This is a genomic window from Pseudomonas sp. F2, assembly GCF_057174385.1.
This window is the reverse complement of sequence record NZ_CM169904.1, coordinates 2,528,962-2,555,956: the sequence shown is the minus strand read 5'-3', so window position 1 is coordinate 2,555,956 and position 26,995 is coordinate 2,528,962. Positions and strand designations below refer to the sequence as shown.

Annotated in this window: 15 protein-coding genes; 7 read left to right on the top strand and 8 right to left on the bottom strand. The window is 62.7% G+C overall.

The window, feature by feature from the left end:
* Positions 1 to 113: 113 nt before the first annotated feature.
* Together AC193Q_RS11295 and AC193Q_RS11290 are read left to right on the top strand one after the other, a co-directional pair.
* On the top strand, positions 114 to 13,112 hold the full coding sequence (locus AC193Q_RS11295) for a non-ribosomal peptide synthetase (RefSeq protein ID WP_121186474.1): 12,999 nt from the start codon (positions 114 to 116) through the stop codon (positions 13,110 to 13,112).
* Between the two features lie 229 nt (positions 13,113 to 13,341).
* The gene (locus AC193Q_RS11290) at positions 13,342 to 14,154 is read left to right on the top strand and encodes an alpha/beta fold hydrolase (RefSeq protein ID WP_315438420.1); all 813 of its coding nucleotides are present in this window, start codon (positions 13,342 to 13,344) and stop codon (positions 14,152 to 14,154) included.
* An 83-nt stretch (positions 14,155 to 14,237) separates the two neighbouring features.
* Here the strand turns inward: AC193Q_RS11290 and dsbG are convergent, their stop codons facing one another.
* The 4 genes from dsbG to AC193Q_RS11270 form a co-directional block, all read right to left on the bottom strand.
* The gene (gene dsbG / locus AC193Q_RS11285; protein ID WP_095668687.1) at positions 14,238 to 15,008 is read right to left on the bottom strand and encodes a thiol:disulfide interchange protein DsbG; all 771 of its coding nucleotides are present in this window, start codon (positions 15,006 to 15,008) and stop codon (positions 14,238 to 14,240) included.
* Positions 14,984 to 15,853 (bottom strand): TlpA disulfide reductase family protein, encoded by an 870-nt coding sequence (locus tag AC193Q_RS11280; protein ID WP_041069703.1) that lies wholly within the window; start codon positions 15,851 to 15,853, stop codon positions 14,984 to 14,986. The genes dsbG and AC193Q_RS11280 overlap by 25 nt, the downstream gene beginning before the upstream one ends.
* Positions 15,854 to 17,587, bottom strand: coding sequence for a protein-disulfide reductase DsbD (gene dsbD, locus AC193Q_RS11275; RefSeq protein ID WP_121186470.1), 1,734 nt, complete (start codon positions 17,585 to 17,587; stop codon positions 15,854 to 15,856).
* 124 nt (positions 17,588 to 17,711) lie between these two features.
* Positions 17,712 to 18,395, bottom strand: a complete 684-nt coding sequence (locus tag AC193Q_RS11270) for a hypothetical protein (protein ID WP_121186468.1) — start codon at positions 18,393 to 18,395, stop codon at positions 17,712 to 17,714.
* Positions 18,396 to 18,691: 296 nt separating this feature from the next.
* Between AC193Q_RS11270 and AC193Q_RS11265 the strand changes: the two genes are divergently transcribed.
* From AC193Q_RS11265 to AC193Q_RS11245, 5 genes are all read left to right on the top strand, one after another.
* Positions 18,692 to 19,372 (top strand): response regulator, encoded by a 681-nt coding sequence (locus AC193Q_RS11265; protein WP_007969056.1) that lies wholly within the window; start codon positions 18,692 to 18,694, stop codon positions 19,370 to 19,372.
* Positions 19,372 to 20,694: an ATP-binding protein gene (locus AC193Q_RS11260; RefSeq protein WP_121186466.1), complete on the top strand. Its 1,323-nt coding sequence runs from the start codon at positions 19,372 to 19,374 to the stop codon at positions 20,692 to 20,694. Before AC193Q_RS11265 ends, AC193Q_RS11260 begins: the two co-directional genes overlap by 1 nt.
* Before the next feature lie 196 nt (positions 20,695 to 20,890).
* Positions 20,891 to 21,376: a GNAT family N-acetyltransferase gene (locus AC193Q_RS11255; RefSeq protein WP_121186464.1), complete on the top strand. Its 486-nt coding sequence runs from the start codon at positions 20,891 to 20,893 to the stop codon at positions 21,374 to 21,376.
* Between the two features lie 143 nt (positions 21,377 to 21,519).
* Complete coding sequence (locus AC193Q_RS11250; RefSeq protein ID WP_483879545.1) at positions 21,520 to 22,932, top strand: diaminobutyrate--2-oxoglutarate transaminase; 1,413 nt, start codon at positions 21,520 to 21,522, stop codon at positions 22,930 to 22,932.
* Positions 22,933 to 23,014: 82 nt separating this feature from the next.
* Positions 23,015 to 23,239, top strand: a complete 225-nt coding sequence (locus tag AC193Q_RS11245; protein WP_016985437.1) for an MbtH family protein — start codon at positions 23,015 to 23,017, stop codon at positions 23,237 to 23,239.
* Between the two features lie 142 nt (positions 23,240 to 23,381).
* Here the strand turns inward: AC193Q_RS11245 and AC193Q_RS11240 are convergent, their stop codons facing one another.
* Genes AC193Q_RS11240 through AC193Q_RS11225 form a run of 4 tightly spaced genes read right to left on the bottom strand, consistent with a single transcriptional unit; the run spans position 23,382 to position 26,967 of the window.
* Entirely contained in the window at positions 23,382 to 24,296 is a 915-nt protein-coding gene (locus AC193Q_RS11240) for a metal ABC transporter solute-binding protein, Zn/Mn family (protein WP_121186459.1), read from the bottom strand.
* The gene (locus AC193Q_RS11235) at positions 24,297 to 25,196 is read right to left on the bottom strand and encodes a metal ABC transporter permease (RefSeq protein WP_003226663.1); all 900 of its coding nucleotides are present in this window, start codon (positions 25,194 to 25,196) and stop codon (positions 24,297 to 24,299) included. It lies immediately after the preceding gene.
* Positions 25,196 to 26,041 carry a metal ABC transporter ATP-binding protein gene (locus tag AC193Q_RS11230; protein WP_121186457.1) on the bottom strand — a complete coding sequence of 282 codons (846 nt, stop codon included), beginning with the start codon at positions 26,039 to 26,041 and terminating at the stop codon, positions 25,196 to 25,198. Before AC193Q_RS11230 ends, AC193Q_RS11235 begins: the two co-directional genes overlap by 1 nt.
* A complete protein-coding gene (locus tag AC193Q_RS11225) occupies positions 26,038 to 26,967 on the bottom strand; it encodes a metal ABC transporter substrate-binding protein (RefSeq protein ID WP_121186455.1) in 930 nt (309 codons plus the stop codon). The genes AC193Q_RS11230 and AC193Q_RS11225 overlap by 4 nt, the downstream gene beginning before the upstream one ends.
* Positions 26,968 to 26,995 lie beyond the last annotated feature (28 nt).

Here is a 26,995-nt window from a genome sequence, read left to right as displayed (position 1 = left end):
ACAGCATTCCCCAAGCCTTGCGCGGTCGGCACAGACCACGCCCTGCACGCCCTCGACTGGCGTGACGCAGCAACCCGATTCCACTAGCAAGCCGAATTCAGGCAGGAAACCTCATGACCGACGCGTTCGAACTCCCCAGCACTCTGGTCCAAGCCCTCCAGCGCCGTGCGGCACACACGCCGGAGCGCCTGGCCCTGCGCTTTCTCGCCGAAATCGAGGAGCAGGGCGTGGTGCTCAGTTACCGCGAACTGGATCAACGCGCGCGCACCATTGCTGCCGCATTGCAGGCCCAGGCTGAGTTCGGTGATCGCGCGGTGCTGCTGTTCCCCAGCGGCGCGGATTACGTCGCGGCGTTTTTCGGTTGCCTGTACGCCGGGGTGATCGCGGTGCCGGCCTATCCGCCGGAGTCCGCCCGTCGTCATCATCAGGAACGCCTGCTGTCGATCATTGCCGATGCCGAACCGCGTTTGCTGCTGACCAGCGCCGACCTGCGCGATGCCTTGCAACACATCGAAGGGGCGCCGCCGTTGCTGTGCGTCGATACGCTCGACAACACGCTGGCCGAGAACTGGATTGAGCCGACCCTGCCGCAGGACCACATCGCCTTCCTGCAATACACCTCCGGCTCCACCGCGTTGCCCAAAGGCGTGCAGGTCAGCCACGGCAATCTGGTGGCCAACGAGCTGCTGATTCGCCACGGTTTCGGCATCGACGTGAACCCCGACGACGTGATCGTCAGCTGGCTGCCGCTGTACCACGACATGGGCCTGATCGGCGGATTACTGCAGCCGATTTTCAGCGGCGTGCCGTGCATCCTGATGTCGCCGGCGTACTTCCTCGGTCGCCCGTTGCGCTGGCTTGAAGCGATCAGCCAATACGGCGGCACCATCAGCGGCGGGCCGGATTTCGCCTATCGTTTGTGCAGCGAGCGGGTCAGCGAATCGGCACTGGAACGACTCGACCTGAGCCGCTGGCGCGTGGCCTATTCCGGTTCCGAACCGATCCGTCTCGACACCCTCGAGCGCTTCGCCGAGAAGTTCACCCCGTGCGGCTTCAGCGAAGACAGCTTCATGGCGTCCTATGGTTTGGCCGAAGCGACCCTGTTCGTTGCCGGCACACCGCGTGGCACCGGTATTCCTGCGTTACGCGTGGACGATCAAGCGCTGGCGCAAAATCGTGCCGAGCCGGGCGACGGCAGCGCGATCATGAGTTGTGGCATCAGCCAGCCTGATCACGCGGTGCTGATTGCCGACCCGGTCACGCTCAAAGAACGAGCTGACAACTTCGTCGGTGAAGTCTGGGCCGCCGGGCCGAGCATCGCTCACGGCTACTGGCGCAACCCCGAGGCCAGCGCCAGGACCTTCGTCCAGCACGCCGGTCGCACCTGGCTGCGCACTGGCGATCTGGGCTTCATCCGCGACGCTGAACTGTTCATCACCGGGCGCCTGAAAGACATGTTGATCGTGCGTGGTCACAATCTCTATCCGCAGGACATCGAGCAAACCGTCGAGCGTGAAGTGGAAGTGGTGCGCAAAGGTCGCGTCGCGGCATTCGCGGTCACTCAGGGCGGTGAAGAAGGCATTGGCATCGCGGCGGAAATCAGCCGCAGCGTGCAAAAAATCCTGCCGCCCGAAGCGCTGATCAAAGCCATTCGCCAAGCGGTGGCCGAGGCCTGTCAGGAAGCGCCGAGCGTGGTGGTGCTGCTCAACCCGGGCGCGCTGCCGAAGACGTCCAGCGGCAAGCTGCAACGCTCGGCGTGCCGCACGCGTCTGGCCGATGGCAGCCTCGACAGCTACGCGACGTTCCCACCGGCCACCGCTGAAACCCGCGAGTCGACCGCGTCCACCTCCGAGCTGGAAGCCTTGATCGGCAAGCTCTGGGCCGAGCAACTCAATCTCAAACAGGTCAACGCCGACGACCACTTTTTCCTGCTCGGCGGCAACTCGATTGCCGCCACGCAAGTGATTGCCCGAGTCCGTGAAGAGCTGGCACTGGAGCTGAGCCTGCGTCTGCTGTTCGAGGCGCCGACCCTGTCCGCGTTCGCCGCTGCCGTGGCGCAACAGCAACAGGATGGCGGCAGTGCTCAAGGCGCAATCACCCCGTTGTCGCGCAACGAAGCACTGCCGCAATCGCTGGCGCAAAACCGTCTGTGGATCACCTGGCAACTCGATCCGCACAGCAGCGCCTACAACATTCCCGGCGCCCTGCGTCTGCGTGGCGAGCTGGACGAAGAGGCGTTGCGCGCCAGCTTCCAGCAATTGATCGAACGCCACGAATCGCTGCGCACGCGCTTTTTCGAACGTGACGGTGTGGCGCTGCAACAGGTCGAGGCGGCGCCTGAATTCAATCTGCAACTGATTGACCTCAGCGACTTGCCAGTGCACGAGCGTGAAGCCCGCGCGCAACAGATCCGCGAAGACGAAGCGCGCACTCAGTTCGATCTGGAAAAAGGCCCGCTGCTGTGGGTGACGCTGGTGCGCCTCGACGACGAAGATCACCAGTTGCTGGTGACGCTGCACCACATCATCGCCGACGGCTGGTCGCTGAACGTGCTGATCGATGAATTCTCGCGCCTGTACGCTGCGGCATCCCAAGGTCAGCGCGCCGAACTCGCGCCGCTGCCCACCCGATACGCCGACTACGGCAGCTGGCAGCGCCAATGGCTGGCGCAAGGCGAGGCCGAGCGGCAACTGGCGTACTGGAAAGCCCGGCTGGGCGACGACCATCCGGTGCTGGAACTGGCCACCGATCGCCCGCGCTCGGCCAAGCAATTGCACAGCGCCGCGCGCCACAGCGTGCGCCTCGGTGTCAGCCTCAGCGATGCGATCAAGCAGACTGCGCAGGCGCATCAATCGACGCCATTCATGCTGTTGCTCTCGGCGTTCCAGAGCCTGTTGCACCGCTACAGCGGTCAACGCGATATCCGCATCGGCATCCCCAATGCCAACCGCCCGCGCCTGGAAACCCAAGGCCTGATCGGCTTCTTCATCAACACCCAGGTGCTGCGTGCCGAGGTTGATTCACGGCTGTCGTTTGTCGAGTTGCTGGCGCAGACCCGCGAGGCTGCGCTGGGGGCTCAGGCCCATCAGGATCTGCCGTTCGAACAACTGCTCGAAGCGTTCCCGCAGGCTCGCGAACAGGGACTGTTTCAGGTCATGTTCAACCACCAGCAACGCGACCTGAGTGCGCTCAAGCGTCTGCCGGGTCTGCTCGCCGAAGAGCTGCCGTGGCACAGCCGCGAAGCCAAGTTCGACCTGCAACTGCACAGCGAAGAAAATCGCAACGGACGCCTGACCTTGTCCTTCGACTACGCCGATGAACTGTTCGACGCGGCGACCATCGAGCGTCTGGCCGAACACTTCAGCAACCTGCTGCGCAGTGTGTGCGAACACCCGCAACAGGCGATCGGCGACCTGCAACTGCTGACGCCGTGCGAGCACGAACAGCAACAAGCGTGGAGCATCGCCCCCTGCACCCCGGCGCAACACTGGCTGCCGGAGTTGCTCAACGAACAGGCGCGGCAGACCCCGGAACGCACCGCGCTGGTGTGGGACGGTGGCAGTCTCGATTTCGCCGAATTGCACGCCCGGGCCAACCGTCTCGCGCACTACCTGCGCGACAAAGGTGTGGGCCCGGATGTGTGCGTGGCGATCGCTGCCGAGCGTTCGCCGCAACTGCTGATCGGCCTGCTGGCGATCATCAAGGCCGGTGGCGCTTACGTGCCGCTGGATCCGGATTACCCGGCCGAACGTCTGGCCTACATGCTCAGCGACAGCGGCGTCGAACTGCTGCTGACCCAGACTGCCTTGCTCGAGCGTCTGCCGGCCAGTGACGGTGTCAGCGTGATCGCCATGGACGCGTTGCACCTGGAAAACTGGCCGAGCCAGGCACCCGGTCTGCACCTGCACGGCGACAACCTCGCCTACGTGATTTACACCTCCGGGTCCACCGGGCAACCGAAAGGCGTCGGCAACACCCACGCCGCATTGGCCGAACGGCTGCAGTGGATGCAGCACAGCTATCGCCTGAACGACAGCGACGTGCTGATGCAAAAGGCGCCGATCAGTTTCGACGTGTCGGTGTGGGAATGCTTCTGGCCGCTGATCACTGGTGCGCGCCTGCTGATCGCCGCCCCCGGTGAGCACCGCGATCCGCATCGTATCGCGCAGCTTGTTCAAGAATATGGCGTGACCACGCTGCACTTCGTACCGCCGCTGCTTTCGTTGTTCATCGACGAACCGCTGAGCGCCGAATGCACCAGCCTGCGCCGGGTGTTCTCCGGTGGTGAAGCGCTGCCGGCGGACCTGCGCAACCGCGTGCTGGCGCAACTGCCGGCGGTGCAATTGCACAACCGTTATGGCCCAACCGAAACCGCGATCAACGTCACTCATTGGCACTGCACCAGTGCCGATGGCGAACGCTCGCCGATTGGCCGGCCGCTGGGCAACGTGACCTGTCGCGTGCTCGACGCCGAGCTCAATCCTGTGCCGGCCGGCGTGCCGGGTGAACTGTGCATCAGCGGCATCGGTCTGGCCCGGGGTTACCTCGGTCGTCCGGCGCTGACGGCCGAGCGCTTTGTGGTCGATCCACTGGGCGAGCAGGGCGCACGTCTGTATCGCACCGGTGACCGTGCACGCTGGACTGCTGATGGCGTGATCGAATACCTCGGCCGTCTTGATCAGCAGGTCAAACTGCGTGGTTTCCGCGTCGAGCCGGAAGAAATCGAAGCGCGTCTGCTGGCTCAGAACGGCGTCGCCCAGGCCGTGGTGCTGGTGCGCGAAACCGCAGCCGGCGCGCAACTGATCGGCTACTTCACCGCTGTCGATGCCGGCGAAGATCAGGACGCACAGATCGCCCGCCTGAAAACTGCACTGGCCGCCGAGCTGCCGGAATACATGGTCCCGGCGCAACTGCTGCGTCTGGACGCAATGCCCCTGAGCCCGAGCGGCAAACTCGACCGACGCGCCTTGCCTGAGCCGCAGTGGCAAGTGCGTGAGCACGTCGAACCGGTCACTGAGCTGGAGCAACAGATCGCCGCGATCTGGCGTGAAGTGCTGGGTCTGCCACGGATCGGTCTGCGCGACGATTTCTTCGCCCTCGGCGGGCACTCGTTGCTGGCCACACAAATCATCTCGCGCAGTCGTCAGGCCTGTGACGTCGAGTTGCCGCTGCGCGCCTTGTTCGAACACAGCGAACTCGGTGATTTCGCCGAACAGATCCGCCTGATCCAGGCCAGCGGCCAGACCAACCAACAGCCGCCGATTGCCAAAGTCGACCGCCGCCAAGCGGTGCCGCTGTCCTATTCGCAACAACGCATGTGGTTCCTCTGGCAGATGGAGCCGGACAGCCCGGCGTACAACGTCGGCGGCATGGCGCGCTTGCGCGGCGTGTTGCATGTCGAGCATTTCGAGGCGGCGTTGCAGGCGTTGATCCTGCGCCACGAAACCCTGCGCACCACGTTCCCGAGCGTCGATGGCGTGGCCCGTCAGCAGGTGCATGCCGAGACCGGCGTGCGCATGGGCTGGCAGGATTTCTCGAAACTGCCGGCTGACCAGCGCGAACAGAAAGTCCAGCAACTGGCCGACGAAGAAGCGCATCTGCCGTTCGACCTGGAAAGCGGCCCGCTGCTGCGCGCCTGCCTGGTCAAGACCGCCGAACACGAGCATTACTTTGTCCTGACCCTGCACCACATCGTCACTGAAGGCTGGGCGATGGACATTTTTGCCCGCGAACTCAGCGCGCTGTACGAAGCCTTTGTCGATGAGCGCGATTCGCCGCTTGAACCGTTGCCGGTGCAATACCTCGATTACAGCGTGTGGCAGCGCAACTGGCTGGAGTCCGGTGAGCGTCAGCGCCAGCTCGACTACTGGACCGCGCAACTCGGTCGCGAACATCCGTTGCTGGAACTGCCCGGCGACCGTCCGCGTCCGCCGGTGCAAAGCCATCAGGGCGAGTTGTTCCGTTTTGATCTCAGTGATGACCTCGCCGCCCGCGTCCGTGCGTTCAACGCGCAAAACGGTCTGACCCTGTTCATGACCATGACCGCTGCGCTCGCCACCTTGCTCTACCGCTACAGCGGCCAGACGAACCTGCGCATCGGCGCGCCGGTGGCCAACCGGATTCGTCCGGAAAGCGAAGGGCTGATCGGCGCATTCCTCAATACCCAGGTGCTGCGTTGCCAGCTCGACGGCCAGATGTCGGTCGGCGAACTGTTCGAGCAAGTGCGCCACACCGTGATCGAGGGCCAGTCGCATCAGGACCTGCCGTTCGATCATCTGGTCGAAGCGCTGCAACCACCACGCAGCGCGGCGTACAACCCGTTGTTCCAGGTGATGTGCAACGTGCAGCGCTGGGAATTCCAGCAGAGCCGGATGCTCGCCGGGATGACCGTCGAGTACTTGGCCAACGATGCACGGGCGACCAAGTTCGACCTCAACCTGGAAGTCACCGACCTTGATCATCGCCTCGGCTGCTGCCTGACGTACAGCACCGACCTGTTCGACGAACCGACCATCGCGCGCATGGCCCGGCATTGGCGCAATCTGCTGGAAGCGTTGATCGCCGATCCGCAACAGCGTCTGAGCCAGTTGCCGCTGCTCGACCCGGCTGAGCAGCAACACCTGCTCGACAGCCTCGGTGTCGAACCGGGCGAACGGCGTCTCGATCAATGCATCCATCACCTGTTCGCCGAGCAGGCGCTGGCGCGCAAAGACGCCCCGGCGCTGACGTTCGCCGGGCAGACGTTGAGCTACGCCGAACTCGATGCCCGCGCCAATCGCCTGGCCTGGGCCCTGCGCGAGCGTGGGGTCGGTCCGCAGGTGCGGGTCGGTCTGGCGCTGGAGCGCTCGCTGGAAATGGTCGTCGGCCTGCTGGCGATTCTCAAGGCCGGTGGCGCTTATGTGCCGCTGGACCCGGAATACCCGCTCGACCGTCTGCATTACATGATCGAAGACAGCCGCATCGGTCTGCTGCTCAGCGACCGGGCGATGTTCAACGCCCTTGGCGATTTGCCGCCGAGCATGGCGCGCTGGTGCCTGGAGGATGACAGCGCGGCGCTGGCGGATTACCCGGCCAGCGAGCTGCCATTCATCAGCCTGCCGCAGCATCAGGCCTATCTGATTTACACCTCGGGTTCGACCGGCCAGCCGAAAGGCGTGGTGGTGTCGCACGGTGAAATCGCCATGCATTGCCAGGCGGTGATCGAGCGTTTCGGCATGCGTCCGGACGACTGCGAACTGCACTTCTATTCAATCAACTTCGACGCCGCTACCGAGCGTCTGCTGGTGCCGCTGCTCAGCGGCGCGCACGTGGTGCTGCGGGCGCAAGGGCAGTGGGACGCGGAAGAAATCTGCAACTTGATCCGCACCCACCGGATCAAAGTGCTTGGCTTCACCCCGAGCTACGGCAGTCAGCTGGCGCAGTTCCTCGCCACGCAGAAGGAAATTCTGCCGGTGCGGATGATCATCACCGGCGGCGAGGCGCTGACCGGCGAACACCTGCAACGGATTCGCGCTGCGTTCAAGCCGAGCCTGTTCTTCAACGCCTATGGCCCGACTGAAACGGTGGTCATGCCACTCGCCAGTCTGGCACCGGAAGTGCTGGGAGAGGGTGCCGGCAGCGTGCCGATCGGCAGCGTGATCGGTGACCGCGTGGCGTACATTCTCGACGCCGATCTGGCGTTGGTCCCGCAAGGCGCGACCGGTGAATTGTTCGTCGGCGGTGCCGGTCTGGCGCAGGGTTATCACGACCGTCCGGGCATTAGCGCCGAGCGTTTCGTGGCTGATCCGTTTGCCGCCGATGGCGGACGCATGTACCGCACCGGCGACCTGGTGCGCCAGCGTGCCGACGGGCTGGTGGAATATCTGGGGCGGATCGACCATCAGGTGAAAATCCGTGGTTTCCGCATCGAGCTGGGCGAGATCGAAACCCGGCTGCTCGATCACGCTTCGATCCGCGAAGCGGTAGTGCTGGCGCTGGATGCGCCGAGCGGCAAGCAACTGGTGGGCTACCTCGTCACCGATGTCGCCGAACAAAGTGAAACCCACCAGGCCGAACTACGCGAAGCACTGAAGTCACACCTCAAAGCGCAATTGCCGGACTACATGGTGCCGACGCACCTGATCCTGCTGGCGAGCATGCCGCTGACCGCCAATGGCAAACTCGACCGTCGCGCCTTGCCGGCGCCGGATCCCGAGCTGAATCGTCAGCATTACGTCGCGCCGAGCAGCGAGTTGGAGCAGACCCTGGCACAGATCTGGTGCGAGGTGCTCAACGTCGAGCAGGTCGGTCTCAACGACAACTTCTTTGAGCTCGGTGGCGACTCGATCCTGTCGATTCAAGTGGTCAGCCGGGCGCGGCAGCAAGGCATTCATTTCAGCCCGCGGGATCTGTTCCAGCATCAGACGGTGCAGACCCTGGCCGCCGTCGCCAGCCGCAGTGAGCAAGTCACTGCCGAGCAGGGACTGGTGCTCGGTGAGTCGGCCATGACGCCGATTCAGCACTGGTTCTTCGACACTGAAATTCCTGAGCGTCAGCACTGGAACCAGGCGCTGCTGCTGGAGCCGAGCGTGGCACTGGAACCGCATCGTCTGGAACAGGCGCTGCTGGCGGTGATCGAGCAGCACGACGCCCTGCGTCTGCGTTTCACCCAGGTCAACGATCAATGGCAGGCCACGCATCAACCGGTGTCCGACGCCGAGGTGTTGTGGCAGGTGCGGGTGGCGGCGATGGACAAGTGCGCAGCCTTGTTTGCCGATGCCCAGCGCAGTCTCGATCTGCAAAATGGCCCGCTGCTGCGCGCCTTGCTGGTGGACGGGCCCGAAGGTCAGCAACGCCTGTTCATTGCGATCCATCACCTGGTGGTCGACGGTGTCTCGTGGCGGGTGCTGCTTGACGACCTGCAAACTGTGTATCGCCAGCTCGACGCCGAACAGTCAGTACAACTGCCGGCGAAAACCAGTGCCTTCAAGGATTGGGCCGCACGTTTGCAGGCCTATGCCGGCAGCGAATCGTTGCGTGAAGAATTGAACTGGTGGCAAACCCAACTGGCCGGCCCGAACGCCGAGCTGCCGTGCGAAAACCCGCAGGGCGGACAGCAGAATCATCACGCGCAAACCGTCAGCGTACGCCTGGATGCCGAGCGTACCCGACAATTGCTGCAGCAGACGCCGCGCGCCTACCGCACGCAAGTCAACGATCTGCTGTTGACCGCGCTGGCCCGCGTGCTGTGCCGCTGGAGCGGGCAGCCGTCGGCATTGATTCAACTGGAAGGCCACGGCCGCGAAACCCTGTTTGACGAGATCGACCTGACCCGCACCGTCGGTTGGTTCACCAGCGCCTATCCAGTGCGCCTGACTCCGCACAACATCGAAGAAGCGGCCGGGCAGGGCGCTTCGATCAAGGCGATCAAGGAGCAACTGCGCGCGGTGCCGCACAAAGGCCTCGGTTATGGCGTGCTGCGTTATCTGGCCGATGACCTCAGCCAGCGCAGCATGGCGGCGCTGCCGAACGCACCGGTGACCTTCAACTACCTCGGCCAGTTCGACCAGAGTTTCGCCAGCGATGCGCTGTTCCGTCCGCTGGATGAGCCGGTCGGTGCAGCCCACGATCCGCAGGCGCCGCTGCCCAACGAGCTGAGCATCGACAGTCAGGTGTATGGCGGTGAACTGTTGCTGCGCTGGACCTTCAGTGCCGAGCGTTATGACGCGCAGACCATCAATGACCTGGCCGACGCTTACCTCGGCGAGCTGCAAAGCCTGATCGAACATTGCCTGCAGGAGGAGGCCGGCGGCCTGACACCGTCGGACTTCCCGCTGGCGAAACTGACCCAGGCGCAACTCGATGCCCTGCCGGTGCCAGCGGCGCACATCGAAGATGTCTACCCGCTGACGCCGATGCAGGAAGGCATGTTGCTGCACACCTTGCTCGAACCGGGTACCGGTCTGTACTACATGCAGGATCGCTACCGCATCAACAGTGAGCTTGATCCCGAGCGTTTCGCCCAGGCCTGGCAAGCGGTGGTCGCCCGTCATGAAGCGTTGCGTGCATCGTTCTGCTGGAACGTCGGCGAGGACATGTTGCAAGTGATCCACACCCCGGGGCGCACGCCGATCGAGTACCTGGACTGGTGTGACATTGCCGAGGACGAGCAAGAACCGAAGCTGCAGGCGCTGCTGAAAAGCGAGCGCGAGGCCGGGTTCGATCTGCTCAATCAGGCACCGTTCCACCTGCGCCTGATCAAGGTTGGCGCGGCGCGCTACTGGTTCATGATGAGCAACCACCACATCCTCATCGATGCCTGGTGCCGCTCGCTGCTGATGAACGATTTCTTCGAGATCTACACCGCCCTCGGTGAAGGTCGTGAAGCACAATTGTCGGTGCCGCCGCGTTACCGCGACTACATCGGCTGGCTGCAACGCCAGAGCCTGGTCGAGGCACGTCAGTGGTGGCAGCAGAACCTGCAAGGTTTCGAACGCACCACGCCGATCCCGAGCGACCGGCCGTTCCTGCGCGAACACGCAGGCGAAAGCGGCGGCATGATTGTTGGTGACTGCTATACCCGTCTCAACGTTGAAGATGGCGTCCGTCTGCGCGAGCTGGCCCAGACCTATCAACTGACCATCAACACCTTCGCCCAGGCGGCATGGGCCTTGGTGCTGCGCCGCCTGAGCGGTGATCGCGACGTGCTGTTCGGCGTGACCGTGGCCGGGCGCCCGGTGGAGTTGCCGGAGATGCAACGCACCGTCGGCCTGTTCATCAACAGCATTGCGCTGCGAGTGCAGATCCCGGCGGACGACCAACGCGCCAGTGTGCGTCAGTGGTTGAGCGGACTGCTCGACAGCAACATGCAGCTGCGCGAGTACGAATACCTGCCGCTGGTGAACATTCAGGAACAGAGCGAACTGCCGAAAGGCCAGCCGCTGTTCGACAGCCTGTTCGTGTTCGAGAACGCCCCGGTGGAAGTCTCGGTGCTGGACCGTGCACAGAGCCTCAACGCGACGTCGGACTCCGGTCGGACCCACACTAACTTCCCGCTGACGGCGGTGTGCTACCCGGGCGATGACCTCGGTCTGCACCTGTCTTACGACCAGCGTTACTTCGACGAGTCGACCATCGAACGCATGCTCGGCGAGTTCAAGCGTCTGTTGCTGGCACTGGTCGATGGTTTCCATGGCGACATGGCCGAACTGCCGCTGCTGGGTGCCGAGGAACAGGACTTCCTGCTGCACGGCTGCAATCAGAGCGCGCACGACTATCCGCTGGAGCACAGCTACGTGGCGCTGTTCGAAGCGCAGGTCGCGCAACATCCGCAACGCATTGCCGCCAGTTGCCTCGATCAGCAACTGAGCTATGCCGAGCTGAACCAGAACGCCAACCGTCTCGGTCATGCGCTGGTTGCGGCCGGGGTGCAGATGGATCAACCGGTGGCGCTGCTGAGCGAGCGCAATCTGGATCTGCTGGGGATGATCGTCGGCAGCTTCAAGGCCGGTGCCGGTTACCTGCCGCTGGATCCGGGCCTGCCGAGCCAACGTCTGCAGCGGATCATCGAGCTGAGCCGCACGCCCGTGCTGGTGTGCAGCGACGCCTGCCGCGAACAGGCGCAGACCTTGCTCGATGATTTCAGCTGCGCCAACCGTCCACGGCTGTTGGTCTGGGAAGACGTGCAGGCGCTGGCGACATCGCTGCACAACCCGGGAATCTACAGTGGCCCGGATAACCTGGCTTACGTGATCTACACCTCGGGTTCGACCGGGTTGCCAAAAGGCGTGATGGTCGAGCAGCACGGCATGCTCAACAACCAGTTGAGCAAGGTGCCGTACCTGCAACTGACGGACGCCGACGTGATCGCGCAGACCGCTTCGCAAAGCTTCGATATTTCGGTCTGGCAGTTCCTCGCTGCGCCGTTGTTTGGCGCGCGGGTGGACATCGTGCCGAACGTCATCGCCCACGATCCGCAAGGCTTGCTGGTGCATGTGCAAGCGCAGGGCATCAGCGTGCTGGAGAGCGTTCCTTCGCTGATTCAGGGCATGCTCGCCTCCGATCGCCTGAGCCTCGACGGCCTGCGCTGGATGCTGCCGACCGGTGAAGCGATGCCGCCGGAACTGGCGCATCAGTGGCTGCTGCGTTATCCGGACATCGGTCTGGTCAATGCTTACGGCCCGGCGGAATGCTCCGATGACGTGGCGTTCTTCCGCGTCGATCTGGCTTCGACCCGCGGCAGCTATTTGCCGATCGGGACACCGACCGACAACAACTTGCTGTACCTGGTCGATGGCGCGCTGGAACTGGTGCCGCTGGGCGCGGTGGGTGAGTTGTGCGTGGCCGGGACCGGCGTCGGTCGCGGTTACGTCAGCGATCCGTTGCGCACCGCGCCGGTGTTTGTGCCGAACCCGTTCGGCGCGCCGGGCGAGCGTCTGTATCGCACCGGTGACCTCGCGCGGCGGCGCAGTGACGGGGTGCTGGAGTACGTCGGCCGGGTTGACCATCAGGTGAAGATTCGCGGTTACCGCATCGAACTGGGTGAAATCGAAGCGCGTCTGCACGAACAACCGGAAGTCCGCGATGCGGCGGTCGGCGTGCAGGAAGGCGTGAATGGCAAGCACTTGGTCGGTTATCTGGTCGCGGCGGATTCGGCGCTCAACCCGAGCGAACGTCTGGAGCGGATCAAGCAACGCCTGCGCAGCGAACTGCCGGAATACATGGTGCCGCTGCACTGGTTGTGGCTCGATCAGCTGCCGCACAACGCCAACGGCAAACTCGACCGCAAGGCCTTGCCGGCGCTGGAGATCGGCCAGTTGCAAAGCCAGGATTATCTGGCCCCGCGCAACGAGCTGGAGCAGACCTTGGCCGATATCTGGGGCGAAGTGCTCAAGGTCGACAAGGTCGGGGTGCGCGACAACTTCTTCGAGCTGGGCGGTCATTCATTGCTGGCCACACAGATCGCCTCGCGTGTGCAGAAAACCCTGCAACGCGATGTGCCGCTGCGGGCGATGTTCGAGTGCAGCACGGTGCAGGCGTTGGCCGAGTACATCGAAGGCCTGGCGGCGAGTGACATGACCGAGGACAAGGTGGATCGCTTGAATGATCTGATGGCGGAGCTGGAAGGCTTGTAAATCTTCAGCGCCTGTTCCGGCCCCATCGCTGGCAAGCCAGCTCCCACACGTTTCATGGTGAACACATAATTTGTGTACACATTCGATCACTGTGGGAGCTGGCTTGTCAGCGATGGCGTCAGTGCATTCAACACCGATAAACCGGCATATTCACGTACATATCCAGGGTTGACGATCAACAACCGGCAGCTCAGTCTGCCGGTTCTCTTTTTCATCGCGGGGGTGGTCGATGCCTTTCTTCACGGTTGACGGACAAGCGCTGCACTACATTGATCAAGGCACCGGCCCAGCCGTGTTGCTGGCGGGCAGTTATCTGTGGGACACGGCCATGTGGGCGCCGCAGATCGCTGCACTGTCACCGCACTACCGGGTGATTGCGCTGGATTTGTGGGGCCATGGTGAGTCCGGGCGTTTACCTTCAGGCACCACGTCGCTGGACGACATCGCGCGGCAGGTCGAGGCCTTGCTCGATCACCTGGGTATCGACCGGGTCACGTTGATCGGACTGTCTGTCGGCGGTATGTGGGGCGTACGTCTGGCCTTGTCGGCACCGCAGCGGCTCAATGGCCTGGTGCTGATGGATACGTACGTGGGCGTGGAGCCGGAACCCACCCGCCAGTACTACTTTTCGCTGTTCAAGCAGATCGAGGACAGCGGCGAGATCTCCGAACCATTGCTTGACATCGTGGTACCGATCTTCTTCCGCCCGGGCATCGATCCGCAGTCGGCGCTGTATCAGGACTTCCGCGCGAAACTGGCGGCGTACACTGCGGACCGCCTGCGCGAAAGCATCGTGCCCATGGGGCGTATCACCTTCAGTCGGGATGACCTGCTGCCGCGTCTGGGCGAATTGAATGCCGCGACCACGCTGGTGCTGTGCGGCGATCAGGACAAACCGCGACCGCCGTCAGAGGCCAAGGAGATGGCGCAGCTGATTGGTTGCCCGTGTGTGCTGGTGCCGGAGGCGGGGCATATCTCCAGTCTGGAGAATCCCGAATTTGTCACCGAGGCGTTGCTCGGCTTTTTGGCTGAGCGTCATTGAAAATGATCGCAGCCTGCGGCAGCTCCTACAGAAAACGCGTTCCCATGTAGGGCCTGCCGCAGGCTGCGATCTTTTGATCTGGCTTATTTAGGCCCCAGAATCTTCGCCAGTTTGTCCGGCGAAGGCGCGCCTTGCTGCTGTTGCAGCTCACCCTTGTCGTCCATGTAGAAGATGGCCGGCGTCGCCTGCAACTCCAGGTCTTCCATCAACTGCATGTTGGCGGCCAGTTTGGTCTGCACCGCTTTGGGAATGTCTTTCAAGGGCTTGAGGGTGCTGGCCTTGCCGGCCTTCTCATGGTCTTCCAGGGCTTTGGCCGGATCTTTCGCGGCCAGCAGCGCAGCGGATTTCGCCGGGCTGTCTTCGCGGATGATCCCGACCATGATATGCCGCAGCTGCACCTTGCCAGCCTTGACCCATGGCCGCGCCTGTTCCCAGAACATGTTGCAGTACGGGCAGTTCGGATCGCTGAACAGGTACACGGTACGCGGCGCATCCTTGTTGCCGTCCTGAATCCAGTTGCTCGCTTCGAACTTGCCCCAGATTTCCTTGGCCATCGGCGCGTAGACCAGTTTTTGCAGCGGTTCGCTGCTCAAGTCCTTGCCGTCGGCGTCGTACAGATTGCCGAGCAACACATGCTGGCCGTCCGGCGTCAGGTACAGCGCCATGCCACGGTTCTGGTACTGCGCCGCATAGCCGCGCAAGCCGTCCGGGGCGTCGAACTGGCCGACGATTTTTGCGCCCTTGGCTTCGATCTGCTTGATCGCGGCGGGCAATTCTTCGGCAGCCTGCACCGACGGCAGGTGCAGCAGGGCAGTGCCCAGGGTCAGCGTCAGCAGGTGGCGGAGGCGGGGCATGGCAGTTTCCTTGCAGAGGTGGCCGGTGCGGCGGTTGGATTCGGGGTGTCGAAGTTTTCCAGGGCGCGGGCGAGACTGGCGTTCGACAGTTCGCCCAGATGGCTGCTCAGCAAGCGACCGTCAGGGCTATAGAACAGCGTAGTTGGCAGTGCCATGGAACCCACGGCCTGGCCGAGTCGACCGCTGCGGTCGAACAGCACGTTGTTCAGGCTCAGGCCCTGGGTTTCAAGAAAAGTCGCAACGCTTTGCATGCTTTCGGCCTGATTGACGAACAGAAAGGTCAGGTCCGGGCGTTGTTGTTGCGCATTTTCCAGCACCGGCATCTCGCGCCGGCACGGCGGGCACCAGGTTGCCCACAGGTTGATCACCAGCGGGCCGCCCTGATAGTCGCTGAGCTGGATGGTCTCGCCGGCGGCGTTGCGCAGGGTGATGTCCGGCAGGCGCGTGCCTTGTTCGTAGATATTCAGTGACAGGGTCGCCAACAGCCAGAACACTACGCCACTGGCCACGCCAAAACCCAGTGGCCGACGCAGCCCCGGGCGACGCCAGCCGCGATAGAGAGCGGCGAGCAGCAGCACGATCACCCCCGGCCAGGCGAGGAAACCGCCGTCGCGCAGGTCGATGATCTGCCACGGATCGTTGCGATAGTGGCCCCAGTACAGGGTCACAAAGGCCACGCGCGCCGCGAGCATGCCCAGCAGGAACAGGCTGAACAGCGCCGACTCGGGGTTATCGCCACCACGCTTGGCCACCCGCCAGCCGACAAAGGTCGCCAGCGCCAAGGCACTGATCAGCAACAGGTGGTTGAGCGCGATGGCAAAGGTGCCGAGGGTGAACGTCAGCATTTAATTGGCGTCTCGGGTGGTGGTCCAGCGTTGCAGGAACGTCTCGGCATCGACTTCGCCGGTAATGCGCTGGCTGCGCCGCTCTTCGCCGTCGGTGCCGATCCAGACAAAACTCGGTGGCCCCGGGACTTTGTAGCGGCCGAGCAGCTCGCGGCTGGCGGCATTGTCGGCAGTGACGTCGAGGCGCAGCAGGCGCACATCGCTCAGCGCCTGCAGGACCTTGTCCTTGCCGAACACCTGTTTCTCCATGACTTTGCACGACACGCACCAGTCGGCGTAGTAATCGAGCAGCACCCATTGGCCCTGCGCCTTGGCGCTATCCAGTTCGCGCTGCAGGGCTGCCGGATCCTTGATCGTGGTGAACGCGTCATGCCCGCTCGGCGTGGTGCTGGCGACCCGACCGGCGCTGTACACCTGCAACGGTTGATACGGGTCGTCACTGCCGCCAGCGGCACCGATCAGCAGCAGGCTGCCCCACAGACCGAGCAGCAGCGAACTGGCGCCGAACACTTGGGCGACGCGGCCGAAGCCTTCCGATTGCTTCCAGGCGCAGAACGCCGCGATCAGCAACAGCGCGCCGCACAGGCCCAGCCACAGCGACGAGTCCAGCACCGGGCGCAGCATCAGCAGCGCGGTCGCGAGGAACAGGAAACCGAAGATGCCCTTGAGCAGGTTCATCCATGCCCCGGGTTTGGGCAGGAAGCGGTTGCCAACGGTCACCAACAGCAACAGCGGTACACCGATGCCGATGCCCAGCGCGAACAGAATCAAGCCACCGTGCAGCGCATCACCGCTCTGCGCGATGTACAGCAAGGCGCCGGCCAGCGGTGCGGTCATGCACGGGCCGACCAGCAGACCGGACAACGCGCCGAGCACTCCGGCGCCGATCAGGCTGCCGCCGTTACGGCTGCGCGAAGCGTGTTCGAGGCGATCACGCAAGGCTACCGGCAATTGCAATTCGAAGAAGCCGAACATCGGCAGCGCCAACACCACGAAAATCGCCGCAAAGGCACCCAGCAGCCACGGATTTTGCAGCCACGCCTGCAGGTTGGCGCCGAGCAACGAGGCGATCACACCCATCGCGGCATACACCAGCGCCATGCAGATCACATAGCTGCTGGCCAGGGCGAAACCACGACGCGGGGTGGCGCCGCTGCCGACAATCATGCCCGCCAGAATCGGCAGCATCGGCAATGAACACGGGGTAAACGCCAGCAGCAGGCCGAGGCCGAAGAACACCAGCAGGCTCCAGCCCAGCGCCCGTTGTTGCAGGCTGCTGGCCAAGGCCTGATCCGGCGCTTCAGCGCTGGCCGTTGGTGTTGCTTTGCCGCCCAGGTCGATGACCCGGGTCTGCGGCGGATAACACAGGCCGGCATCGGCGCAGCCCTGATAGCTGACCTTGATCTGACCGCTGGCCGAGGCCGGGACTTTCACCTCCAGCCCTTGGCGATACACCGGTTGTTCACCGAAGAATTCGTCGCTGTGCGACTCGCCCTCGGGCAACGTCGGCTGCTGCTCTGCCGACAAACCGTCGAATTTCAGGCGTTTCTGGTACAGGTAATAGCCGTCGGTGATCTGCCAGAACAGCTGGGTTTCCCCGGATTCAAGGCGTTCGGAGGTCAGCACGAAGGCTTTGTCGACCGGCAGAAACTCCGGTTTGGTCTCGAATGGATTGTTCCCGGCCTGGGCCAGGCTGGAGATCAGCAGTGCAAACAAAAGAAAAAAATGACGCATGGAGGAGCCTTGTCCCTGTGCAAGTCTGGTGCACAGTGGCGGGTGGCGATTAACCGATGATTAACCGCCCCGCACGATGTCGGATGGGCGACCCGACGCCGATTCACTGGTGCCTGCGAGTGGCTCAGTCCTTCAGCAGTCCGGGCCAGGTTGAGTCGGAGATTGTATACGGGCCAAATACTTTTTTCGCGTTCTGTTCATAACGCAGGTAGCGGTTGTCGTTCAGGAAAACATAAAAGTAAGTGTCGAACGTCGGGTAGTCATTGGTGACGGCTGTCATCATTTGGCTTTTATATTCTTCCAGCGATGCCCAGGGCGAACCTTTTAGAGGTAGTAGTTCCAGGGTCTTTGAGTATATTTCGTAGATCAGATAGTTTCCGTCATTCAACAAGAACCAGTAACTTTCTCTTTGTGCAGTGCTTTCAGCCCACATGACGCCAACGATTTTTTCGTAGTAGGGCAATATTTTTTCCCACTTTGATTTGGCGATGGGGGTTTTCGAGATTGCCTTGTCGGTTTGTTGGCTGTACTCACAAACGGAGGGTGTTGTTCCTTCGTCATAGAACAGCCAGAGCGTGTCGACGCCACCGTTCCAGTGGATGTTCGTCGTGGTAAAGCCAAAGCGCAAGTCTGCAGCAGTCTTGTCGAAGCCTTCCCATTTGCCATCCATCGGCTTGGGGAAGCCGGAAAGTACTTTGTTATCCTCGAAGTCGAAACGGGAATAACTGTTTTTCTCCGGGAAGAAGAAATAAATGCGGTCGGGGCCGGTGCGCCAGTCAACGGCTACGAAGTTTTTTGTAATGCTCATTCATGGTTCCTTTAATAGGTTGATTTATGTTTTTAAAGTTTTGATTAGTTGTATGCAACTTGCGAAAGCGAGGTTAGTTATTAGTTGTGGTTTTGTATAGTTTGAAGGTGTTGGAATTCATGTCAGTTAGTTTGTTTTCAAGTTGATCAAGCGTTGTTCTTGCGCAAGCGGTCTGTTGGCAGTTTTGAGTCCGGACCTGGCGAACAAGCGAGTCGCTGCCGTGTTGGTTGTCGCCCTGCCATAATTGCGGCTTAATCCTGTTCTGTTCGACTTGCCTTTTATTTCAGGGAACCACCATGCACGTACTGGTTTGCGAAGACGATGAGTTGATCGCCAGTGGCATCGTCGCCGGCCTGACAGCCCAAGGCTTGACGGTCGAGCACGTCAACACCGCCTCCAAAGCACGGGCGATGCTCAAGGTCGCCGAATTTGACGTGATGGTGCTCGATCTTGGCCTGCCCGACGAAGATGGCCTCAAGTTGCTGCAACAACTGCGTCAGCAGGGCCTGGAAATTCCGGTGCTGATCCTGACTGCGCGCGATTCGGTGACCGACCGGGTCGACGGCCTGCAAGCCGGGGCTGACGATTACCTGCTCAAACCCTTCGATCTGCGTGAATTGTTCGCGCGCCTGCAAACCCTGCTGCGCCGGGTCGCCGGGCGCAGCGTCAACCTGATTGAGCACGGTGCGCTGACCTACGATCCAAGCAGCCGCGAAACCACTCTGGCCGGGCAACCGGTGGACCTGTCGCGCCGCGAGCAATCGCTGTTGCAGGCGCTGTTGCACAACCGTGGCCGGGTGTTGTCCACCGAGCAGTTGAAGGACAGCGTCTACGGTTTCAATGATGAACTGGAGAGCAACGCCCTCAACGTGCATATCCACCACCTGCGCAGCAAACTCGGCAAGGGCATCGTCGAAACCGTGCGCGGTCTGGGTTATCGCCTTGGGCCGGCCGATGGTGGAGAACAACAGAAGTGATGAGCCTGCGTCTGCGCCTGAGTCTGACCCTCGGTGCCGCGTTTGCCCTGATCTGGGCGCTGGCCGCGGCCTGGATGCTCAGCGACTTGCGCAATCAAATGATGTTTTCCCTCGATCAGCGGCTGGTGGCTTCGGCGCGCATGGTCGCCGGGCTGCTGGAGCAACTGCCGGCGCTGCCGAGCAAGGGCGAGGGCACCCATTTCAGCGCCGAGCAATTGAACATTCCCGGCGGCATGGCCTGTCAGGTCAGTTCGTTGCGCGGGGAGATTCTTGCGCGTAGTCACAGCAGTCCCGAGCAAACCCTGGAAGCAGAAAAAATGGGCTTCCATGACCAGATGATCGATGGCGCGCCGTGGCGCAGTTTTACCCTCGCGCGAGGCGACGTGCGGATCACTACGGCTGATCGGCAGATCGAACGCGAAGCGCTGAACATGTCGATCCTGCTGGCGGCCTCGGTGCCGGTCGGCGTGGCGTTGCTCGGTTGTCTGTGCCTGTTGTGGCTGGGCATCGGCCAGGGCCTGGCGCCGCTCAATCGCCTGCGCGAAGCCTTGATGCGGCGTAACGCCGACTCGCTGGAACCGTTGCAGTTGCAGTCGTTTCCCAGCGAACTGAAACCGTTGCTCGATACCCAGAATCAGCTGTTTCAGCGCATCGGCAAGACCATCGAACGCGAGCGTCGCCTGACCGGTGATGCCGCGCATGAATTGCGCAGCCCGCTGACCGCGATCAAGACCCACCTGCAAGTGGCCCGCATGACCGAAGGCAGTGCCCGCGACCAGTCGCTGGCGCGGGCCGAGGAGGGCGCCGACCGCATGCACCGCACGCTGGAGCAACTGCTGTTGCTGGCGCGGGTCGAGGGCAGTCTGTCGTTCGATGATGGCGTGCAGTGCAGCGCCGAACAGGTGGCGAAACTGGCGATGCAGGATGCAGCGGGCGGTGAGCGTCAGCGCATCAAACTGCACTTGCCCAAGCAGCTCTCCAGTGCGCCGGTGCAAATGCCGGCGGTGCTGTCGATTGCCGCGTTGCGCAATTTGCTCGACAACGCTCTGCGCCATACCCCGGCGGACGCTGAGGTCGAGCTGAGCCTGGAAACCGTCGGCCAGCGCGCCTGTTTTGTGGTGCGCGACCACGGCCCGGGGATTGCGGCGGAAGATCTGCAGCACCTGACCCAACGCTTCTGGCGCAACGGCCAGAGCACCGGCTGCGGTCTGGGCTTGGCCATCGTCCAGGCCATTGTCCAGCGCTGCGCCTGCACCCTGCATTTCGACAGCCGCGCGGATGGGCTGCGCGTTGAGCTGACCATGCCGCTGCAGTCCATCTGAAAACACTCCCCCCTTGTAGGAGCTGCCGCAGGCTGCGGTCTCTTGATTTTCAAGATCAAAAGATCGCAGCCTGCGGCAGCTCCTACAGGGGATTTGTGGTGTGGCACATCAAATGTAACGTCTGTGCGTTGGTGATTTGGCAATCGCGGCGCTAAGGTCGGGGCTGCTCTGACTCAATGGATTGAGGGAACGCGCCATGCAAGCACCGATCTGCATTCGTCCAGCGAAACCTGCCGACGCCGGCCTCATCAGTCGCATCATCGAGCGCTCGATTCGCGTCGGTTGTGCGCTGGAACACCGCAACGACCCGCAACTGGTCAGCCGCTGGATCGGCCGACAATCTGCCGACGTCATCAGCGCGCACCTTGCCGACGCGCGTTGCTACCTGAATATCGCCTTGTTGCAGGACAAACCGGTGGGTGTCGGCATGGCCACGGCCAGCGGTGATATCGGCTTTTGCCATGTGCAGCCGGAATGGTTTCGCCGTGGCGCAGGACGTGCGCTGATGAGCGACCTGGAGGGCTGGCTGCGGATTCGTGGCGTGCCGCAGGCGTGCATCGCCAGCACCCGCATTGGCGCGGCTTTTTATCGACATCTGGGCTATTGCGATTCGGCGCCACCCGCCAGCGATCAAGGCTTGCACCGCGTGACGCTGTACAAGCCGTTGGCATTGCCTGGCTGACAACTTGATCAAGGGTCTAAATCCTCGCCCCGCTTAAGCGTTTCCAGAACAGGAAAACCTGCATGTGCGCCCCGCGACCGGAACGCGCACCTGTGCGGTGTGCTGTTTTGGTCACTATCCATAGCGTATTGAGGGGTCGAGAGATGTCAGTCGCCACCAGCCTTATCGAAGAGTCGTCGGGGCGGATCACCACCACGCCGGCGGAAACCCTGTACCAGTTCAACGAATCGCCACTGTTGGCCCGGCAGAGCCAGCAGGAGTCCAATGCCCGCAGCTACCCGCGACGCATTCCGCTGGCCCTCAAACGCGCCAAGGGCCTGTACGTCGAGGATGTCGAAGGGCGTACGTTCATCGATTGTCTGGCCGGCGCTGGCACGCTGGCCTTGGGGCATAACCACCCGGTGGTGATCGAGGCGATCCAGCAAGTATTGGCGGATGAATTACCGCTGCACACCCTCGACCTGACGACGCCAGTGAAGGATCAATTCGTCCAGGACCTGTTCGGCCTGTTGCCGCCGGCACTCGCGGCCGAGGCGAAAATCCAGTTCTGCGGGCCGACCGGCACCGATGCGGTGGAAGCCGCGCTGAAACTGGTACGCACCGCCACCGGGCGCAGCACCGTTCTGTCGTTCTCCGGCGGTTATCACGGCATGAGCCAGGGCGCCTTGAGCCTGATGGGCAGCCTGGGGCCGAAAAAGCCGCTGGGCGCCTTGCTCAGCAACGGTGTGCAATTCATGCCGTTTCCGTACGACTACCGTTGCCCGTTCGGTCTCGGCGGCGCAGCCGGGGTCAAAGCCAACCTGAGTTATCTGGAAAACCTGCTCAACGATCCTGAAGCCGGCGTGCAGTTGCCAGCAGCGGTGATCGTCGAGGCGGTGCAGGGCGAAGGCGGGGTGATTCCGGCTGACGTCGAGTGGCTGCGCGGTTTGCGCCGGATTACCGAGAAGGCTGGCGTGGCGCTGATCGTCGATGAGATCCAGAGCGGTTTCGCCCGTACCGGCAAAATGTTTGCCTTCGAACACGCCGGTATCGTCCCCGACGTAGTGGTGTTGTCCAAAGCCATCGGCGGCAGCCTGCCATTGGCGGTGGTGGTCTATCGCGACTGGCTCGACACCTGGCAGCCGGGCGCCCACGCTGGCACCTTCCGTGGCAATCAGATGGCGATGGCCGCCGGCTCCGCGGTGATGCGTTATCTGCTCGAACACAGGGTCTGCGAACACGCTGCCGCCATGGGCGAACGCCTGGGCGAACACCTGCGCATCTTGCAACGCGACTTTCCGCAACTGGGCGACATTCGCGGGCGTGGCTTGATGCTCGGCGTCGAGTTGGTTGATCCGAACGGCGCACCGGATGCGCTCGGTCATCCACCCGCGTTCGCACGTCTGGCACCGCTGGTGCAGCGCGAATGCCTCAAGCGCGGACTGATTCTCGAATTGGGCGGCCGGCATGGCGCGGTGGTGCGCTTCCTGCCGCCGCTGGTGATCACCGCCGCCGAAATCGACCGTGTCGCCGAGATATTTGGCCGGGCCTTGGCTGCTGCCACTGCCGCTGAGTAAATTTTTCGCAGCGCCGGACGTTCTTTCTACATAACCGGCTGCACTCGGCTGCAGCCCACCCTCACAACGATGGAGAACCAGCATGACGTCAGTATTCGACCGCGAGGACATCCTCTTTCAGGTCGTGGTCAACCACGAAGAGCAATACTCGATCTGGCCGGATTACAAAGCCGTGCCGCAAGGCTGGCGAACCGTGGGCAAGAGCGGCCTGAAGAAGGAATGCCTGGCCTACATCGAAGAAGTCTGGACCGACATGCGTCCGCTGAGCCTGCGGCAGAAGATGGAAGGGCAGGCGGCTGCTCAGTAATCTGACAGGTAAAAACAAACCCGCTGGACTGGTGAAAGTCAGCGGGTTTTTTATGGGCTTCAAAAGATCGCAGCCTTCGGCAGCTCCTACAGGGTGTAAATATTCCCGTGTAGGAGCTGCCGAGGGCTGCGATCTTCTGATCTTAGGCCGAAGGCCCGCCGCTCAACCCCTTGAGCAACAAATCCACATTCCCCTCCAGCTCCGCCACCGGATCCTCGGCATCGGTACTCAACACCAGCAAATGACTGCCCGACGCGGCAATCGCCGCTTTCACCGCCTCGGACGGCTGGCGATGATGCAGGACCACGGCCACGTCATTGTCCTTGAGCGTCGACGTGAGTTTCTTCAAGTCCTCGGTTGTCCACTCGGCATCCGGCCTTGGATCCTGACCAATCAGCTCCAGATTCAGGCTGCCGATCAGGTAACCGAAGTGATCGCTGAGGCTCACCACACTCAAGTTGTCGACCTCGGCCAGACGCGCTTCGCTGTCGGCGCTGAGCTTGAGCAGGCGCTGTTTCAGCGCCGCCAGATTGGCCTCGACCTTCGGTTTGGCCGACGGCGCCAGGCGCACCAGATCCGCCGCGATCACGTCAGCCATCCGTCCCATGTTGTTGCTCGCCAGCCATGGCTGACTGTTCAAGCCATCGACCTTCAGCCCCGGCTGCACAGCGATCCCCGGCAGGGCGCCGTCCACCGGACGTGCTGCGTCGACCTCGACAATGCGAATGTTGCTGCGCCGTGCGATCGGGTACAGCGGATCGTCCGCCCACAGCGAGCGCACGCCGATCACCGCATCGGCATCGCCTGCCAGTTTGCCCAGCGCCGGTGCGCCGCGACCGGTGAAGTACGCAGTCTGACGGCTGCCCGGCAGATTGGCCGGGGCCGCGCGTTCCAGGCTGACGTCGGTGCCTTTGAGCAGCACTTCGCCGAGGCCGTAGGTGATGGGCAGCGAGGCCAGTACGCGTAGCGGTTGAGGGTTTTCAGCCGCCAGCAACGGGCTGCCGACCACCCCGCACAGGGTCATGGCCAGGGTCAGTTTTCGCAGGGAGAAAGTCATTTATCCAAGGTTCCCTTTCAGACTCGGAACAACCCCGCGCGCAATGGCGGCGAGGGCAAAGGCGATGCCGGCGACCAGAATGATCGCGGCGCCGGACGGGATCGGCAGATCGAAGACGATCGGCGCGAGAATTCCGCACAGGGTGCTGACGGTGGCAATCAGCACCGAGCACCAGAAGAAGCCCTTGAGCGACTGGCTGAGCAAGCGTGCTGCCGCCGCCGGAATCACCAGCAATGCGCCGACCAGAATCGCGCCGATGACCTTCACCGCCGCGACGGTGATCAGCGTCACCAGGATCACGAACAGGTAATCCAGAGTCTTCACCGCGACCCCGCGCACCGCCGCCAGTTGCGGGTTGAAACTGGCGAGCATGATCCGGTTGTACAGCGGCAACGCCAGGGCCATGACCAGCGAGCCGACAATCGCCAGCACCAGCAGGTCGTTGCCGTTGACCGTCAGCACCGAACCGAACAGCACGTTCTCCAGAATGTGCACGTTGATCTTGCCGGCCAGAATCAGCAGCAGGCTTGCACCCAAGGCCAGCGACACCGAGAGGAACACACCGATCAGGGTGTCCGGCGCCAGACCGGTGCGGTTGCGCAGGTAATTGAGCAGGATGCCGAACAACAGGCAGTAGCCGAACAGGCTGCCGTACGGCCCGGTGTAGGGTTCGCCGAGCAGAATGCCGATGGCCACGCCGGTCAGCGCCGCATGGCCGACCGCTTCGGAGAAAAACGCAAAGCGCTTGACCACCACCAGCGTGCCGAGGCCACCAAGCACCGGGCCGATCAGCAGCCCGGCGAGCAGCGCGTTGACCACAAATCCGTAGGCCAGCGCTTCCGGCAGGTAACCGGACGACGCCCAGCCCTGAACCATCAAACGAAAGGCTTCGTAACTCATCAGACCGCGCTCCGAGGATGGGTGGAAAACAGGCTCAGCAGCCGTTCCGGGGTCAGCGCCTGTTGCGGCGTGGCGTCGAACAGCACGCGGCGGTTGAGACCAGTCACCCGGTCGGCCAGACGCTTGACCGCTTCCAGATCGTGCTCGATCCACAGCACGGTGATGCCAGCCGCGCGCCAGTCGCCGAGCAGGCGTTCGAAGACCTGAATCCCGGCTTCGTCGAGCGCTGACATTGGCTCATCCAGCACCAGCAATTGCGGGGCCGGGATCAAACCTTGAGCGAGCAACACACGCTGGCGTTCGCCACCGGACAACGCGCCCATGCGCCGCTTGCGTTTGTCCTGCATGCCGACCCGTTCCAGCGCCTCGCCGATGACCTTGGCAAAGTGCTTGCTCAAGCCGAGAAACGCCGGCCGGCGCTGACACATGGCGGCCATGAAGTCGTCGACGGTCATCGGCAGGCCTCGATCGAACTCCAGCGCCTGCGGCACGTAACCGATGGTCCCGGGTTGACCGGGCCAGTGCAGGCTCAGTTGACCTTGGTGCGGCATCTGCCCGAGCAGGGTCTTGATCAGCGAGCTCTTGCCGCCGCCGTTGGGGCCGACCAGGGCGTGCACGTGGCCGGGTTGCACTTGAAAGGTGACGTTGTCGAGGATTGTCGTGCGCCCGAGCGTCAGAGAGACTTGCGCAAAATCCAGAGTCGGCCCCAATCCCTGTGGGAGCGAGCCTGCTCGCGAATGCGGTGTGTCATTCGACAAAGATGTTGGCTGACCCGGCGCCTTCGCGAGCAGGCTCGCTCCCACAGGGGATTGATGGGTGTCAGAGAGGGTTTCTTTTGCTGTCATGCCCCGGACTCCTGAATCGCCCGCACCACGGTGTCGAGGTTGCCGGTCATTTCCTTTTCGTACTTGTCGGCGCTGTATTCGCCGTAGGAAATGTGCGACAGCGGGTACAGCTTCACCCCAGACTCACGCTGGATGGTTTCGACGTAGGTCGAAGGGAAATCCATCTCGGAGAAGATCACCTTCACATCGAGCTCGCGCAGTTGGTCGATGGTCTTTTTCAACTGGCTCGGGCTCGGTTCGATGCCGTGGGCCGGCTCGACCACGGCCGTCACTTCCAGGCCGAATTCGCGCAGCAGGTAGTCATAAGCCGCATGCACCGTGGCCACGCGCAGTTCGGCGTTCGGTGCCTCGGTCAGTTTGGCCAAGGCATCGGCGCGCATCTGCCGCAGGCGTTTGCCGTAGGCGCGGGCGTTCTGGGTATAGGCCTTGGCGTTGTCCGGGTCGAGTTTGCCCAGCTCGCGGGCGATGTTATTGACCTGGGCTATCGAAGCGCTGATCGACAGGAAGGTATGCGGGTTGACCACTTTGCCGGCGCCGCGCGCGGCGGTTCCGGTGGCGGCCAGCAGCGGCACGTTTTCGTTGGCTTCGATGGTCTTGATGTTCGGCGTTTCGCTGGCGGCGATCATGCGGTCGGCGAAGTCGTCATGGCCGACCCCGTTGAGCACGATCACGTCCAGCCCGCTGATGCGCTTGATGTCTTCGGCGCGTGGCTCGTAGGCGTGCGGGTTGAAACCGGCGGGAATCAGCGGCACCACCTCGGCCTTGTCGCCGACTATGTTCGCCACATAGCTGTAGTACGGGTGCAGGGTGATGCCGATGCGCAGGCGTTTGCCCGGATCGGCGCTGGCCAGCGGACTCAGCAGGCACGCGCACAGGCCTAAGAGCAAGGTGCGCAGGAGGGGACGGCGAGGCAGGGAAATAAGCATGGGCAAGCGGTCTTCTCTCGGGTGAAGG

What these genes read in the sequence shown, in the direction of transcription:
- AC193Q_RS11240 (WP_121186459.1), bottom strand. Translation starts at nt 24,296, where the DNA reads ATGACTTTCTCCCTGCGAAAACTGACCCTGGCCATGACCCTGTGCGGG.
- AC193Q_RS11230 (WP_121186457.1), bottom strand. Translation starts at nt 26,041, where the DNA reads ATGACAGCAAAAGAAACCCTCTCTGACACCCATCAATCCCCTGTGGGA.
- dsbG (WP_095668687.1), bottom strand. Translation starts at nt 15,008, where the DNA reads ATGCCCCGCCTCCGCCACCTGCTGACGCTGACCCTGGGCACTGCCCTG.
- AC193Q_RS11270 (WP_121186468.1), bottom strand. Translation starts at nt 18,395, where the DNA reads ATGAGCATTACAAAAAACTTCGTAGCCGTTGACTGGCGCACCGGCCCC.
- AC193Q_RS11295 (WP_121186474.1), top strand. Translation starts at nt 114, where the DNA reads ATGACCGACGCGTTCGAACTCCCCAGCACTCTGGTCCAAGCCCTCCAG.
- AC193Q_RS11250 (WP_483879545.1), top strand. Translation starts at nt 21,520, where the DNA reads ATGTCAGTCGCCACCAGCCTTATCGAAGAGTCGTCGGGGCGGATCACC.
- dsbD (WP_121186470.1), bottom strand. Translation starts at nt 17,587, where the DNA reads ATGCGTCATTTTTTTCTTTTGTTTGCACTGCTGATCTCCAGCCTGGCC.
- AC193Q_RS11225 (WP_121186455.1), bottom strand. Translation starts at nt 26,967, where the DNA reads ATGCTTATTTCCCTGCCTCGCCGTCCCCTCCTGCGCACCTTGCTCTTA.
- AC193Q_RS11245 (WP_016985437.1), top strand. Translation starts at nt 23,015, where the DNA reads ATGACGTCAGTATTCGACCGCGAGGACATCCTCTTTCAGGTCGTGGTC.
- AC193Q_RS11265 (WP_007969056.1), top strand. Translation starts at nt 18,692, where the DNA reads ATGCACGTACTGGTTTGCGAAGACGATGAGTTGATCGCCAGTGGCATC.
- AC193Q_RS11290 (WP_315438420.1), top strand. Translation starts at nt 13,342, where the DNA reads ATGCCTTTCTTCACGGTTGACGGACAAGCGCTGCACTACATTGATCAA.
- AC193Q_RS11255 (WP_121186464.1), top strand. Translation starts at nt 20,891, where the DNA reads ATGCAAGCACCGATCTGCATTCGTCCAGCGAAACCTGCCGACGCCGGC.
- AC193Q_RS11235 (WP_003226663.1), bottom strand. Translation starts at nt 25,196, where the DNA reads ATGAGTTACGAAGCCTTTCGTTTGATGGTTCAGGGCTGGGCGTCGTCC.
- AC193Q_RS11260 (WP_121186466.1), top strand. Translation starts at nt 19,372, where the DNA reads ATGAGCCTGCGTCTGCGCCTGAGTCTGACCCTCGGTGCCGCGTTTGCC.
- AC193Q_RS11280 (WP_041069703.1), bottom strand. Translation starts at nt 15,853, where the DNA reads ATGCTGACGTTCACCCTCGGCACCTTTGCCATCGCGCTCAACCACCTG.